At 54.1% G+C, this 14,264-nt stretch carries 12 protein-coding genes; 2 read left to right on the top strand and 10 right to left on the bottom strand.

Features of this window, described 5'->3' with window-relative positions; genetic code table 11:
• Window positions 1–213: 213 nt before the first annotated feature.
• From MUG06_RS02845 to MUG06_RS02815, 7 genes are all read right to left on the bottom strand, one after another.
• Window positions 214–1,326 carry a beta-propeller fold lactonase family protein gene (locus tag MUG06_RS02845; protein WP_243077667.1) on the bottom strand — a complete coding sequence of 371 codons (1,113 nt, stop codon included), beginning with the start codon at window positions 1,324–1,326 and terminating at the stop codon, window positions 214–216.
• 193 nt (window positions 1,327–1,519) lie between these two features.
• Window positions 1,520–2,929 carry an EmmdR/YeeO family multidrug/toxin efflux MATE transporter gene (locus MUG06_RS02840; RefSeq protein WP_243077666.1) on the bottom strand — a complete coding sequence of 470 codons (1,410 nt, stop codon included), beginning with the start codon at window positions 2,927–2,929 and terminating at the stop codon, window positions 1,520–1,522.
• Window positions 2,930–3,048: 119 nt separating this feature from the next.
• On the bottom strand, window positions 3,049–3,795 hold the full coding sequence (locus MUG06_RS02835) for an ABC transporter ATP-binding protein (RefSeq protein ID WP_243077665.1): 747 nt from the start codon (window positions 3,793–3,795) through the stop codon (window positions 3,049–3,051).
• Complete coding sequence (locus MUG06_RS02830; RefSeq protein WP_215846506.1) at window positions 3,788–4,666, bottom strand: ATP-binding cassette domain-containing protein; 879 nt, start codon at window positions 4,664–4,666, stop codon at window positions 3,788–3,790. Before MUG06_RS02830 ends, MUG06_RS02835 begins: the two co-directional genes overlap by 8 nt.
• The gene (gene livM / locus MUG06_RS02825) at window positions 4,659–5,942 is read right to left on the bottom strand and encodes a high-affinity branched-chain amino acid ABC transporter permease LivM (RefSeq protein WP_215846504.1); all 1,284 of its coding nucleotides are present in this window, start codon (window positions 5,940–5,942) and stop codon (window positions 4,659–4,661) included. Before livM ends, MUG06_RS02830 begins: the two co-directional genes overlap by 8 nt.
• Window positions 5,943–5,952: 10 nt before the next feature.
• Window positions 5,953–6,867 carry a branched-chain amino acid ABC transporter permease LivH gene (locus MUG06_RS02820; protein ID WP_243077664.1) on the bottom strand — a complete coding sequence of 305 codons (915 nt, stop codon included), beginning with the start codon at window positions 6,865–6,867 and terminating at the stop codon, window positions 5,953–5,955.
• Window positions 6,868–7,070: 203 nt separating this feature from the next.
• Window positions 7,071–8,186: a branched-chain amino acid ABC transporter substrate-binding protein gene (locus tag MUG06_RS02815; RefSeq protein ID WP_215846500.1), complete on the bottom strand. Its 1,116-nt coding sequence runs from the start codon at window positions 8,184–8,186 to the stop codon at window positions 7,071–7,073.
• 353 nt (window positions 8,187–8,539) lie between these two features.
• Between MUG06_RS02815 and MUG06_RS02810 the strand changes: the two genes are divergently transcribed.
• Window positions 8,540–9,994: an AMP nucleosidase gene (locus tag MUG06_RS02810; RefSeq protein WP_215846499.1), complete on the top strand. Its 1,455-nt coding sequence runs from the start codon at window positions 8,540–8,542 to the stop codon at window positions 9,992–9,994.
• A gap of 86 nt (window positions 9,995–10,080) precedes the next feature.
• Here the strand turns inward: MUG06_RS02810 and MUG06_RS02805 are convergent, their stop codons facing one another.
• Entirely contained in the window at window positions 10,081–10,485 is a 405-nt protein-coding gene (locus MUG06_RS02805) for a hypothetical protein (protein ID WP_243077663.1), read from the bottom strand.
• Between the two features lie 318 nt (window positions 10,486–10,803).
• Complete coding sequence (locus MUG06_RS02800; protein WP_243077662.1) at window positions 10,804–12,102, bottom strand: NCS2 family permease; 1,299 nt, start codon at window positions 12,100–12,102, stop codon at window positions 10,804–10,806.
• A 428-nt stretch (window positions 12,103–12,530) separates the two neighbouring features.
• On the opposite strand from MUG06_RS02800, the gene MUG06_RS02795 reads away from it, so the two are divergent.
• Window positions 12,531–13,274 (top strand): response regulator transcription factor, encoded by a 744-nt coding sequence (locus MUG06_RS02795; RefSeq protein WP_215846498.1) that lies wholly within the window; start codon window positions 12,531–12,533, stop codon window positions 13,272–13,274.
• Here MUG06_RS02795 and MUG06_RS02790 read toward each other — a convergent pair.
• Complete coding sequence (locus MUG06_RS02790) at window positions 13,211–14,263, bottom strand: carbohydrate kinase family protein (RefSeq protein WP_215846496.1); 1,053 nt, start codon at window positions 14,261–14,263, stop codon at window positions 13,211–13,213. The genes MUG06_RS02795 and MUG06_RS02790 overlap by 64 nt on opposite strands.
• Between the last annotated feature and the right edge of the window lies 1 nt (window position 14,264).

Below are 14,264 nucleotides of genomic sequence, written 5' to 3'. Positions count from 1 at the left end.
TCACCGAACGGAAACGCTATTTAAGTCAGAGTCGCAACGAGATGAAGAGAGTTATTTAATTGACGATGTCCATTAAAAAATGACACAGATCAACCCGCGGGAAATAATAGCTTTTACTTATTTCCAACCGGTCGGCGGAATTATTAAGAAAAAGCCGATGCACTTAGCACCGGCGAATAAACGTAAAGCCAACAAACCGGATGTGAAAACAACTCAGTGTGAAATCAGTGTCACCCAATTTGAGCCCTTGCCACTTGGCGCTTCAGCGACCCGCTGCAACGCGCCACTTTGAGGATGAATGGCATAACTGCCAATCACGGCGCTTTTTTCACCGCTGGCAATCAGCCATTGGCTTTGTGCATCAATAGCGATACTGCGTGGCTGTTTTTCTACGCGCCAACTGCCGATCAAGCTTAATGCACCGGATGATGTGTCAACCCGATAACCACTGACGGTGCTGGAGGTGCGTTCAGTAACGTAGAGGAAATGACCATTGGGGGTGATTTGAATGTCAGCAGCCCAGATGCGTGGTGTGGGATCGCTGTAACCTGCCGGGCGTTGTACGCCGTGCTGCAAGCCATATTTCTCGGCGACCGCATTCGGCCAACGCTGCACTTCTTTCAGAGCGCCATCTGCCGCGCGTGAATATTGCGTCACGGTGCCGCTCATCTCCGCCAGGTTATAAACAAAGCGGTTATCGGGCGACATCACCGAATGGCGCGCGCCACTGTTTTTCTCGCCCGCTACGTACCCTTTACCCACTGGCGTAATACCGCCCTGATCGCTCAGTGTGAGTTGCAGCAGCCGATCTGCGCCGAGATTACCGACGTAAAGCGAATGGTTGCTGGCATCGGGTATGACTGAATGGGCATGCGGCCCAGTATGAAATCGTCCCGTCATGTTAGCGGTGACAATACCTTGAGGATCGATGCGGTTACTGGTCACGATATCGCTATCGTAAGAGGCGGCAAGCAGATAACGGCCTGTTTTATCGGTGGTGATAAAGGGGAAACTGGCGTCAACCGGCGTCACCGCCTGCTTATCCAGGGCACCGTTTTGCCGATTCACCCGCCAGCTCACAATCGAATAGGGTGGACTGCGCAACGCACCGTATAAGTGTTTGCCATCGGGACTGGCGGCTAACGGCATGATCTTTTTGCCTGCAGGCGTATCACCCAGCCACTTAAGCGCGCCCGAGTGTTGATTGAGTTGATAACGCGAAACGGTGCCGGAGTCGGCATTTGAGACATAAACGAAGGTGCTCGCCCACAACGGGGCGCTGCACAGCAGTGGCAGCAAAGCCAGCAGCGGTTTAATACCTGCCATATATTCACCTGTTCATTGCGTAGGATACGATTTTTATTGTCTCCGTCGATGCGGAGCGCTGTTAACGCTAGTCAGGGAATCGCCGCGCTGCATTGTGCAACTGACTGAAATTTTACAAATAAAATTGGCATTGTGAGGGGGTGAGCGCCAAGGTGTTTTCCCTATCTCACTGACGCAAGAGAGGGAAAGAGGATTACCCGTTTTTCGCCACCATCTTGCGGTAGTTATTCAGCCATTTTCCGCTGTTCAGTCGCCACCAGAAGAAAATGCCGCGCACCGCCCAATCGAGGAACATACCAAGCCAAACGCCCACTACGCCCATACCAAGGACGATTCCCAGCAGATAACCGGCCACCACGCGGGCGCACCACATGCTGAACATCGAAACATACATGGTGTAACGTGCGTCGCGTGCGCCTTTCAGCCCGGCTGGCAGTACCCACGACGCCGCCCAAATCGGCATGAACAAGGCGTTGAGCCAAATCAAATGCTGCGTCACATTAATCACTTCTGGATCGCTGGTGTAGAAGCGCGCCAGAATCCCTGCCAGCGGCACAGTTAGCATCGCCATCCCGGTAAGGCAGATCGTTGCCAGCCAGAACACATGCCTGACCTGCCGCTCCGCCTGGAACACCTGATTTTTTCCGAGCCGGGTACCGGTAATAATCGTTGAGGAGGAACCGAGTGCATTGCCCGGCAGGTTGATCAAGGAAGCGATTGAGAAGGCGATAAAGTTACCGGCGATTTCGCTGGTTCCCATGCCAGCGACAAACACCTGCGTCAACAATTTACCGCCATTGAACAGCACCGATTCGATACTGGCGGGTACGCCGATGCTCAATACCTCAAACAAAATATTGCTGTTCCAGCGGCGGAAATAGCTTTTCAGCGAGATTTTCAGCGAGGCGTTAAAGCCGATCATCAGCACGTAAATCACTGCGATAGCGCCAATGTAACGGGTGATCGTCAAGCCCAATCCCGCGCCGACAAAGCCCAGCCCGTCCCAGGAAAAACAGCCGTAAATCAGCACGCTACTGATGACAATATTCAGGATATTCATGCCGCCGTTAATCAGCATCGGAATTTTGGTATTGCCTGCCCCGCGCAGCGCTCCGCTGCCGATTAACGTAATAGCCGCAGCAGGATAGCTCCACGCCGAGATCTGCAAATAACTCAGCGCCAAGGCTTTCACCTTGGGATCGGCCGCACCGGCAATGAGATCGATAATCAGATGTCCCCAGAACTCAATAGCGATCACCAGCACAAACGCCAGCATGGTCATCATCGCTAAAGATTGGCGCGTCGCGGCTCGGGCGCGTTTACCGTTACGCTTCGCCAGGCTGAAGGCCACCACCACCGTAGTGCCTAAATCGATAGCGGCAAAAAAGGAGATGATCACCATGTTGAAGCTGTCAGCCAGGCCAACGCCCGCCATCGCCTCTTTGCCCAGCCAGCTGACCAGGAAGGTGCTCAATACGCCCATCAATAAGACGCAGAGGTTTTCGATAAAGATAGGCACTGCTAATGGCGAGATCTCACGCCAATAAAGCGTGCGATAAGCGCGACGTTTGGGATACCACGCAGTACGCTTGATCGCCTGCATCACTGCTACGCCAGGATTTTGCAAGGGAATACCAAATCAGAAGAGATTGGACAGGAGATCTTATGATGATAGGGGGCGAGAATTTATGCAAAGTGTTTCCTCGCCCAATTCAGACATTATTACAATATTTTAACTTCACCCGCGGCATGATCTGTTCCGCCGCCGAGATAAGCGCTGCGGACCTCTTCATTATTCAGCAATTCTGCTCCACTGCCGCTCATTCGAATCTCGCCATTGACCATCACGTAACCGCGATCGGCGAGCTTCAACGCATGACGTGCATTCTGTTCCACCAGAAACAGCGTCATGCCCTGCGCGGTCAATTCACGCAAAATAGTAAAGATTTGCTTAACCACAATCGGTGCCAAGCCCAGACTTGGTTCATCCAGCAGCAGCAAGCTTGGACGACTCATCAAGGCACGCGCAATCGCCAGCATCTGTTGTTCACCGCCAGAAAGCGTCATTGCCCGCTGCTTGCGGCGCTCCAGCAAGCGTGGAAACAGCGCGTACATCCGTTCCAAATCCTCTTTCTGATGACGGTTGCCGATGGCGATGGTGCCCATCTGCATATTTTCTTCCACCGTCATGTCGGCAAAAATGCGCCGCCCTTCCGGGGCCTGCGCAATGCCGTTTGCCGCGATGAAATGGGTCGATTTATGACTGATCGGTTCACCGCGATAGCGAATCTCACCGCTGGCGATACGCGGCTGGCCGAAAATCGACATCAACAAGGTTGATTTCCCGGCACCATTTGCGCCAATCAACGCCACGGTTTCCCCTTCCGCAACCGTCAGTGACACGTTTTTTAACGCCTGCAGCGGGCCGTAGAACACATTTACCGACTCAAATGCTAATACGTCAGCCATGCGCATCCTCCTCATCATCCACGCCCAGATAGGCGGCGATTACCCGTGGATCGTGCCGAATATGTTGCGGTGTGCCTTGGGCGATAACATCACCGTGATCGAGCACCACGATGTGATCGGAGATGCTCATCACCATTGGCATGTCATGTTCAATCAGCAGCACGCTGATACGGTGATCGGCACGCAGCCGGTGCAAAATAGCGCTAAGCGCATCAGTTTCGACGGGATTCAGCCCTGCCGCCGGCTCGTCCAGGCAGATCAGTTCCGGTTGCGTACACATGGCGCGGGCAATCTCCAGACGCCGCTGCTGACCGTAGGAGAGCGTGCCCGCCAGCCGGTTGACGGTTGGCACCAAATCCACCATCTCCAGCCAGTAAAAGGCGCGATCCAGCGCCAGGTTCTCTGCTGCACGATAGCCGCGCGTATTAAACACGCCCGCCAGTAAGTTGCGGTTCACTAGCATGTGCTGCGCCACTAACAGATTTTCAATCACTGACATTTCCCGGAACAGGCGAATGTTTTGAAAGGTACGCGCCAACCCGGCGCGGTTCACCAAATGCGCCCCGCCAAACATTTTGTACCAGACGCGCGATCCAAGTTGCGTCGGGTTAATCCAGTCGCTGGGATGGATTTTCTCCCCCAGTACCTGAATCACATCGGTGGAGCGCTGATTCGCATTTAGCTGTATCCGCCCACCGCTGGCACGATAAAAACCGGTTAAACAGTTGAACACGGTGGTTTTCCCGGCACCATTGGGGCCAATCAGTGACGTGACGGAACCGCGCTCAACTTTCAAACTGACATCGTTTAACGCCTTGATGCCACCGAAGCGCATCATCAAATTATCCACCTGCAAAATCGCATCAGTCATGGCGAACCCCTTTGCGCAGCGGCACGCCAACGCGGCTGGTGCGCACCAGACCACGTGGACGCCAAATCATCATCAACACCATCAACATGCCAAACAGCAGCACACGATACTCGGCGAAACTGCGCAATAGCTCTGGCGCAACGGTCAGCACAAAGGCTGCCAGCACCACGCCCAGCGTTGATCCCATTCCGCCCAACACCACAATCGCCAGAATCAACGCGGATTCGAAAAAGGTAAACGAGGTGGGATTGACAAAACCCTGATAGCTGGCAAAAAACACCCCAGCAATGCCGGCGGTTGAGGCGCCCAGCATGAAGGCGGAGAGTTTGACCAACACGTGATTCAGCCCCATCGCGCGGCAGGCGATTTCATCTTCGCGCAGCGCTTCCCAGGCGCGACCGATAGGCATACGCGTCAGGCGATGCTTAATAAACAGCACCAGTAACACCACCAGAACCAGCACCGCATAGATAAAGATAAACTTCATATTCGGGTTGTAGCTGAGATGGAAAAACTCATGAAACGGCACGCCGCCTTCACGAGCGCGACGGCCAAATTCCAGCCCGAGAAAGGTCGGCGACGGCACGGAAACGCCATTGGGGCCGCCGGTAAATGCGAGCCAGTTGTTTAACACCAATCGAATGATTTCACCGAACCCCAGCGTGACAATCGCCAGGTAATCACCGTGCATACGCAACACCGGAAAGCCCAACAACGCGCCAGCACAGGCCGCCATCAATGCGGCCAACGGCAACATGCTCCAGAATCCCAGGCCGAGATATTGATAACCCAGCGCCAGGCCATATGCCCCAATGGCATAAAACGCCACATAACCGAGATCGAGCAGCCCAGCAAGGCCGACCACAATGTTCAGCCCCAGCCCGAGCAGCACATAAATCAGCCCGAGAATCGCCACGGTTAACAGATATTTGCTGGAGAAGGCCGGGAAAACACAGGCGGCGATCAGCAGCAGCGGGATAATCCAGCGCAAACGTGAGCGGTAGCCTGGCTCACGCACGTAAACGCCATCATCCACATCTGCAAATTTTCGCAGCAGTTTTTTACCTTGAGTGGTTTGCATAAACAGGCTAAACAGCAAACGTCCCGCCATCACAATGGCAACCAGCAGCGCCACACGCAGCGGCTCAAGTTGAAACTGATAACCGTCTAACACGATGCCGACAATCGGCCCAAATACGATCAACGCAATAAATCCTGCCAGCACCGTTTCCCGCAGCGTATGGCGAAGATTGATTCCCTGAATGGTTTCACTCATGCCTGCTTCCTCACACTTTCGCTACCAGCGGTCGCCCCAGTAATCCCTGCGGCCGGAAGATCAAAATCACCACCAGCAGGGCAAAAGAGAACACATCTTTGTAGTCAGAATTCACCAATCCGGCGAACTGCGCCTCCGCCACGCCCAGCAGCAGGCCGCCTAACATCGCGCCGGGCAACGAGCCGATGCCGCCGAGCACTGCGGCGGTAAACGCTTTGATGCCGATGATGAACCCGGCGTAAAAATCAAACGTGCCGTAGTTCATGGTGACCAGCACGCCCGCCAGCCCCGCCATTGATGCGCCAATGACAAACACCAGTGAGATGATCCGATCGGTGTTAATGCCGAGAATGGCAGCCATGCGCCTATCTTGCTGCACGGCACGACAGATGCGGCCCAACCGCGTGTACTGGATGATCCAGGTTAGTAGCGCCATGCCGCACGCCGCGGCGATCAGGATAAAGACTTTGGTCCAGGTGATCTGCACCACACCGCCATCAAACTCCATGCGCAGCACACCGGTTAACAGCGTCGGCACGCCTTGCTGATTCGGCCCCTGGCTCAGCTGCACGTAGTTTTGCAATATCAGCGACATGCCAATCGCCGAAATCAGCGGCGCTAAGCGGGTGGAGTTACGCAGCGGACGATAAGCAATGCGCTCAATCGTCCAGCCATAAACGGCAGTAATCACGATGGTGAAGAGCAATGTGCCGAAGATCAGCAGCGGAAAGGAGTGAATACCGAAAGAGGAGAGCAGCGCCAGACCAATGGCGCACAAGTAGGCTGAGAGCATGTAAACCTCACCGTGGGCGAAGTTAATCATGCCGATAATGCCGTAAACCATGGTGTAGCCGATGGCGATCAGGCCGTAAACCGCGCCCAGCGTCAGGCCATTAATCATTTGCTGCAGGAAAAAAGCGTCCATAGCGAAGTCTCACCGCAAAGAGCCAAACCGCTGGCTCATTGGAAATTCGCCCCGCCCGCAAGCGAGGCGCGATCTCATTACCCTAAATTATTCACGTCGCAGGAAGGCGGCGAGCTTGAGAATCCCCGGGAGCTGACAATCGTCAGTGACCGGGGTGAGCAAGTGAAGCCAACGCGCCCGTAACGTGAAGAATGACGATTAAATTAGAGTTGGTGGTATTTGCCTTTATCATCCCACTGATAAATGACGTAGTCGGAGACTTTCAGGTCGCCTTTACCATCCCAGGATTTCTGTCCCATGACAGTATCGACTGGATTGGCTTTCAACCACTCGCTGGCTTTTTCGTTATCTTTGCCTGCGCCTTTGTACGCAGCGGCAATCGCCTGAATCGAGGCATAGGCGTACAAGGTGTATCCTTCCGGTTCGAAACCACCGGCACGGAATTTCTCAATCACCGCTTTGCCTGCGGGGATTTGACGCGGATCGTTACCAAAGGTCATGTACACGCCTTTGGTGTATTGCGGCCCACCTGCGGCGGTGACCATCTCTTCGGTTACGATACAGTCGCCTGAGAAGAAGTTCGCTTTCACGCCCTGCTCACGCATCTGACGCACCAGCGGCCCGGCTTCTGGATGACATCCCCCGAAATAGACCACATCAGGATTGACCTGGGCAATCTTAGTTACCAGCGCGTTAAAGTCTTTCTCGCCCCGCGACAAGCCTTCATACAGCACCTCTTTCACACCGCGTTTTTCCAATGCGGCTTTGGTCGCATCGGCTAAGCCTTGTCCGTAAGTATCTTTGTCGTGGATCACCGCGACTTTCTTGGCTTTAAGCGTATCGATCATGTAATTGGCGGCAATCGCGCCTTGTTGGTCATCACGCCCACACATGCGAAACATCGATTTCATGCCGCGCTCGGTGATTTTGGGGTTGGTTGAACCTGGCGTAATCGTGAGTACACCCGCTTCGTCATACACTTCTGACGCTGGCATGGTTGATGAGGAGCAGAAGTGGCCGACCACCGCCATCACTTTATCCTGATCGACCAAGCGGTTAGCCACAGAAACAGCCTGCTTGGGTTCGCAGGCATCATCGCCCTGCACCAGCACAATCTTCTCGCCGTTCACGCCGCCTGCGGCGTTGATGTCTTCGGCTGCTTGCGTGGCGCCTTTCCAGTACTGCGCACCATAGGTGGCATTAGGGCCAGAAAACGGGCCGGCCACGCCAATCTTGATATCGGCCTGTGCATAAAACGCGGTGGTTAAACACCCTGCAAGTACGAGTTTCATCGGTAACTTGATCAATTTCACAGACATGCTGTCATCCTCAACACGGTTAGGCGCGAATGCCAAATAGGGAGAAATCAACTTCTGAATACACTGACTGGGGAGCACTTTGAGAACATTCTGTGGCCGGGAGTGGCCACGGTTAATTCGTAAGCAATAATCTCGCCAAAAGTCACCATTTGTGACGAAATCTTACGTTGAAGGGTGAATTTGGGGGCGTTGAGCGCCTTTCGCTTCCACTTGATCACTAACGATAGAGTGCTTTGGCTAACTCACCAGCACCACGTTGGTGCAAAATGCGGTTGATCACAGATTATTAACCAAAGCCAGCGTCAAACCCGCTAAGCTGAGGATAATTCGCTGTAAACACCCAAGGAGAAGCTATGCCTACACAACGGAAAAATTTGACCAGCCAACAGGCGCTTGATGAGCTTGAGCGTTTATATGATGAATCGGTAAACGCCCTGCGTACTGCCATCAAAGCCTTCACCGAAGATGGCACGCTGCCTGACTATGCGGCACGCGCACAAGGTCTATTTGTTTACCCTGAGCTGCGCATCAGCTGGCACGGCGATGGCCCGCAACAAAACCGCACCCGCGCGTGGGGACGCTTTACGCACACCGGCCGTTACAGTACCTCAATTACGCGTCCAGCCCTGCTGCGCCATTACATCGCCGAGCAGTTAGCGATGCTGGAAAAAGAGTATGAAGTGGATATTGAAGTCGGCCCATCAGCGCAAGAGATCCCTTATCCTTACGTAATTGATGGTTCAGATTTGTCACTGGATCGCTCGATGAGCGCCGGTATTGCGCGCCATTTCCCCACCACTGAACTGTCACAGATTGGCGATGAAACGGCTGATGGCTTGTTCAACGTCGATGCGCGCTTCCCGCTGTCCCACTTTGACGCACTGCGCACTGACTTTTCGCTGGCGCGCCTGCGCCATTACACCGGCACGTCAGTAGAACATTTCCAGCCGTTTGTGCTGTTCACCAATTACACGCGCTATGTTGATGAGTTTGTGCGCTGGGCTATTGAGCAGGTGCGCGATCCCAACACAGCTTACGACAGCCTGGTCTGTGCCGGTGATGTGGTGCTCACCGCCGATACCGCGGACAGCGACGCCATGCTTTCTGATTTAGCATGGAAGAAACACCAAATGCCTGCCTGGCATCTCACTTCCCCTCATCGTCGCGGCATCACCTTGATCAACATTGGCGTTGGCCCGTCGAATGCCAAAACCATTTGCGATCACCTAGCTGTTATCCGCCCACACGCCTGGTTGATGATTGGCCACTGTGGCGGACTGCGTGAAAGTCAGCGCATTGGCGATTATGTACTGGCTCACGCTTACCTGCGTGACGATCACGTGCTCGACAGCGTATTGCCGCCAGATATCCCGATCCCAAGCATCGCCGAAGTGCAGCGCGCGCTTTATGATGCCACCAAATCGGTCAGCGGCATGCCAGGTGAAGAAGTGAAAGAGCGCCTGCGTACCGGAACCGTGGTTACCACCGATGACCGCAACTGGGAACTGCGCTACTCCGCTTCTGCATTGCGCTTCAACCTGAGCCGTGCGGTGGCAGTGGATATGGAAAGCGCCACCATCGCCGCGCAGGGTTATCGCTTTCGCGTGCCTTACGGAACGTTGCTGTGCGTTTCTGACAAACCGCTGCACGGAGAAATCAAACTGCCGGGTCAGGCAAACCGTTTTTACGAAGGCGCAATCTCGGAGCATTTACAGATCGGTATTCAAGCGGTAGAACTGCTGCGCGCCGAAGGGGATAAATTGCATTCACGGAAACTGCGAACCTTTAACGAACCGCCGTTCAGATAAGGTTTTGTTCGCTTTCAGCCTCGTCACGAGAGCAATCAATGCGGGCAGGTCCCGCATTGATGATTAGCCATATCGACAGCCGAGAACTAAACGTGAAGCACCGCGGTTTTAATGAACCACCCCACCACAAACAGCGTTAAAGGAACCATCATTGTCCAGATAATTCGGTTATTAAGGGCATCGAATTTCTTGTCTATGGCGTCGAACTTCTTATCTATGGTGTCGAACTTCTTGTCTATAGCGTCGAATCTTTGAATCACTTCTTTTTTGAATGCACCATGCTCACTTCGAATCACTTCAAGATCAGCCTTTGTCGCAAATGTTTGCGAACGCTCGGTCAACACCGCTATATCAATTTTGACCTGATGCAAATCCAGCTCGACTCGCTCAATGCGTTTTTCCAGTTTTTCCATGTTATTGCCTCCACGGCAGCGAGCGCCATTAAACGTAAACGGTTCCCACTGCTCAAACCTTCCATAAAAATAATCCATTATTTTCCCCTGCAACGCCGACACGTCTGAATGTGTCTCCCGCGTCGTATTCGTTCACGCCGGAATCTGTCGCACAGAGAGTGAAACAGATTGCCGCAGTTTAATCATTCCACGTTTCGGTAAAACCGCAGCAATTTAGGATTCGGTCAAAAACCTCAGACACGACAAAACTATCGCTTAATCGCAGAAGAAACAGGGGATTTATTATGCTCTGGAAGCGGCTGCGCAAAAATGATCAATCAGCCAGTAAGAGAAGGCGAAATGGCAGTGAAGGGGCGAACCCGCCGCTGCGAAATAAACAGCGGCGGAGAGGGGTTATCAGGCGCTCAGCCACCCCAGTTTAATCACAAACAGGATCGACAGAACGATCAGTGCGACATTGACCTCTTTGGTACGGCCACTCAACAGTTTCACCACGGTCCAGGTAATAAAACCAAAAGCGATACCGTTAGCAATCGAGTAGGTTAACGGCATGGTTAACGCCGTTACCGTTACCGGTGCAGCGGTGGTGATGTCTTTCCAGTCAATCTCAGCCAGGCCCGAAGCCATCAATACCGCCACAAACAGCAGCGCAGGCGCGGTGGCAAATACCGGTACGCTGGAGGCCAGCGGTGAGAAGAACAGGCTGAGTAAAAACAGAATCGCCACCACAATCGCGGTTAAGCCGGTACGGCCCCCGGCGCTGACGCCCGCCGCTGATTCTACATAACTGGTGGTGGTTGACGTGCCCAGCAGCGAACCAAACAGCGCAGCTGCGCTGTCGGCAATCAGCGCACGGCCCATTTTCGGTACGTTGCCCTTCTCATCGGCTAAGCCTGCACGTTTAGTCACGCCCAGCAGCGTGCCGGTGTTATCAAACACGTCAACGAACAGGAAAGCGAAGATCACGCTGATCAGGCCGACGTTAAACGCACCGGCAATGTCCAGCTGCAAAAAGGTGGGTGCGATGGATGGCGGCGCAGAAAACACCCCGGCAAACGGCGACAAACCGATGCCCATTGAGATAAATGTCACCACCAAAATGCCAATTAGCACCGCACCGGTCACGCGGCGCGCTTCCAACACTACGATGATGATAAAGCCCAACACTGCCAGCAGCGGCCCCGGTTTGGTTAGATCGCCAATGCCCACCAGCGTGGCGGGGTTATCCACCACAATACCGGCGCCTTCCAGCGCAATGATCGCCAGAAACAAGCCAATCCCAGCCGCGATGCCCGCACGCAGTGGCAGCGGAATACTGGCGATGATCCATTCGCGGATTTTGAACAGCGATAATGCGAAGAAAATCACCGCCGACAAGAACACAGCGCCCAACGCGATTTGCCAGGTGTAACCCATGTGCAACACCACGGTGTAGGTAAAGAAAGCGTTCAGTCCCATGCCCGGTGCCAGTGCAATCGGGTAATTGGCAATCAGGCCCATCAGCAGCGAACCGATCGCCGCCGCCAGGCAGGTCGCCACGAACACCGAACCTTTATCCATGCCGGTTGCGCTGAGAATACTGGGGTTAACAAACAAGATGTAAGCCATCGCGAGGAAAGTCGTTATCCCGGCGATGATCTCAGTGCGGACCGTAGTGTTGTGAGCTTTGAGCTTGAATAATTTATCTAACATCATCATCTCTCGTTAGCGGAGACGCCATTTTCATGGGTGCTCCCTTGCCAATGTGGTTTGCATGCGCGTTGTTTTATGTAAAAGGCAGTGACGGTTGCACGCTCTTCCGTCTCGAACTTTTGTCCGTGCTTCAGGACATCACATCAGGACATAGCAATTGCTATGCCATAAGTTGCGCAGCGTAAAAAAGCGTTGCGCAACAAATCTTAAGATTATTCTGAACCAAAACAAGGCGCGATTATGGTGCAACGCACCAATGCTGCGCAATCGTTTTCCTGCACGCCGCTTTTTCCACAAGAAATTTCTGAGCTGACGCACGATTCAGCGCTTTGGCAGGCGATATCGGTCACGTTTCAGCTTGCTGAATCAGCGCTGTTTTTACGGCTGTGTACACTCCTGACTTACCCCTTTCGTAACATTGAGGCCGCGCAATGAAGCCAGCGATATTGGTGGTGGATGACGATCGTGCCGTCTGCGAAGTGTTGCAGGACGTGCTGAGTGAACATGTGTTCAATGTTTATAGCTGCCATCAGGGCAAAGAGGCGCTGACCATGCTGGCGCAACACCCTGAGATCTCACTGGTGATGCTGGATATGATGCTGCCCGATACCAACGGCTTGTTGGTGCTACAACAGCTCCAGCGACAGCGTCCCGATGTCCTGGTCATCATGTTGACCGGCATGGGATCGGAAGCGGAAATGGTAATTGGTCTGGAGATGGGTGCCGACGACTACATTGCCAAGCCGTTCAATCCGCGCGTGGTCGTGGCGCGTGCCAAAGCGGCGCTGCGGCGCGGTACTCGCCTGGTTTGTCAGGATTCAGATTATGATGGCTGGCGCTTTAATGGTTGGCAGTTAGATGAAGCGCGCTGTCAGTTACTTAATCCTCAGCGAGAATCGGTACCGCTTACGCAGGGCGAATACACGCTGCTGCGGGCGCTGGTGAAACATGCCCGCAAAGTGCTGACACGCGATCAGCTGTTGGAGTTAACCCACAGCGAAAGCCTTGATGTGTTCGATCGCACCATTGATGTGCTGATCATGCGTTTGCGCCGAAAAATCGAAACTAATCCACACCAACCTAATTTAATTCGTACTATTCGCGGCCTGGGTTACGTTTTTTCTGCGGATGTGGTGAAACCAGAAACGGCGCGGCTCTCCACGCAGATCGCCTGATCCATCCAGCGCTGCATCTCATCAAGTGGACGAATGCCGTCAATGGCATTGGCGGCGTGCAGATTAAAACAGGCGCAGGTGTGCGCCAGTCGCAGCGTCGTCAACATATCAAAGCCTTGATGCGTGGCGTACAACACGCCTGCGCAAAAGGCATCGCCTGCGCCCACGCTTCCCACAATCTCTTCCGCGCTAAGCTGCCATGAAGATTGCCAAACGCCCGCGCCGTTGACCTCGCGTCCCCACGCCCCTTCAGGCGCATGAATAATCACCCGTTGCCGCACGCCTTGCTCCATCAGCCACTGGGCGGCAGCGGCGAATGCGTCAGGCGGCTGGATGCCTTCACTGCCTCGCAACGTAATACCCGTTAGCGCCTCCGCTTCCAGTTCATTAATGATCAGATAATCCAGCCAGCGCAGCGACGGCAGAATCAGCGGACGATTATCGCCAGCGCGAGAGACCAAATCTAAAGAGGTGTAATAACCACGCTGCTGCATCATTGCCAGTAATCGTGCACTGCGTGTACCAAACGTTTCATCAGCGTGGTCGAGGCTTTCCAGCAGCAGCAAATACCCCAAATGAAATATGCGATAGCGATCGTTTAGCGCGTCAAAATGAGGAATATCCAGCTGGCGATTGGCGCCTGGCGCGTAGAAAAAGGTGCGCTGACCATCGGGCGCGGTCATTACCTGGCTGGTAGACGTCGCTAGCGTTTGCGAACGCTGTACCGCACGCCGATCAATCTGCGCCTCATCCATCACCTGCATCAGGTAATCGCCGTCGGCATCTTCGCCCAGCAAGCCAATCGCCGCCAGCGGCAATTGGCACTGCATACGTGACAGTGTCACCAGAACATTAAGCGGCGCACCGCCTGCCGCTTTTTCACTGTGGCTGACTTCGGCCAGCCAGCCTTGTTGAGGCCAGAGATTGATGCGGTGAACGTAGTCCACCAGCATGATACCGGCGGCCAGGATGCCGCTGCGCCCCGCCATC

The organism is Pantoea sp. MQR6 (assembly GCF_022761075.1).
In the GTDB taxonomy this organism is placed as follows: Bacteria; Pseudomonadota; Gammaproteobacteria; order Enterobacterales; family Enterobacteriaceae; genus Pantoea; species Pantoea phytostimulans.
This window is presented reverse-complemented; position numbering and strand designations above follow the sequence as displayed.

What these genes read in the sequence shown, in the direction of transcription:
- MUG06_RS02845 (WP_243077667.1), bottom strand. Translation starts at nt 1,326, where the DNA reads ATGGCAGGTATTAAACCGCTGCTGGCTTTGCTGCCACTGCTGTGCAGC.
- MUG06_RS02840 (WP_243077666.1), bottom strand. Translation starts at nt 2,929, where the DNA reads ATGCAGGCGATCAAGCGTACTGCGTGGTATCCCAAACGTCGCGCTTAT.
- MUG06_RS02835 (WP_243077665.1), bottom strand. Translation starts at nt 3,795, where the DNA reads ATGGCTGACGTATTAGCATTTGAGTCGGTAAATGTGTTCTACGGCCCG.
- MUG06_RS02830 (WP_215846506.1), bottom strand. Translation starts at nt 4,666, where the DNA reads ATGACTGATGCGATTTTGCAGGTGGATAATTTGATGATGCGCTTCGGT.
- livM (WP_215846504.1), bottom strand. Translation starts at nt 5,942, where the DNA reads ATGAGTGAAACCATTCAGGGAATCAATCTTCGCCATACGCTGCGGGAA.
- MUG06_RS02820 (WP_243077664.1), bottom strand. Translation starts at nt 6,867, where the DNA reads ATGGACGCTTTTTTCCTGCAGCAAATGATTAATGGCCTGACGCTGGGC.
- MUG06_RS02815 (WP_215846500.1), bottom strand. Translation starts at nt 8,186, where the DNA reads ATGTCTGTGAAATTGATCAAGTTACCGATGAAACTCGTACTTGCAGGG.
- MUG06_RS02810 (WP_215846499.1), top strand. Translation starts at nt 8,540, where the DNA reads ATGCCTACACAACGGAAAAATTTGACCAGCCAACAGGCGCTTGATGAG.
- MUG06_RS02805 (WP_243077663.1), bottom strand. Translation starts at nt 10,485, where the DNA reads ATGGATTATTTTTATGGAAGGTTTGAGCAGTGGGAACCGTTTACGTTT.
- MUG06_RS02800 (WP_243077662.1), bottom strand. Translation starts at nt 12,102, where the DNA reads ATGATGTTAGATAAATTATTCAAGCTCAAAGCTCACAACACTACGGTC.
- MUG06_RS02795 (WP_215846498.1), top strand. Translation starts at nt 12,531, where the DNA reads ATGAAGCCAGCGATATTGGTGGTGGATGACGATCGTGCCGTCTGCGAA.
- MUG06_RS02790 (WP_215846496.1), bottom strand. Translation starts at nt 14,263, where the DNA reads ATGGCGGGGCGCAGCGGCATCCTGGCCGCCGGTATCATGCTGGTGGAC.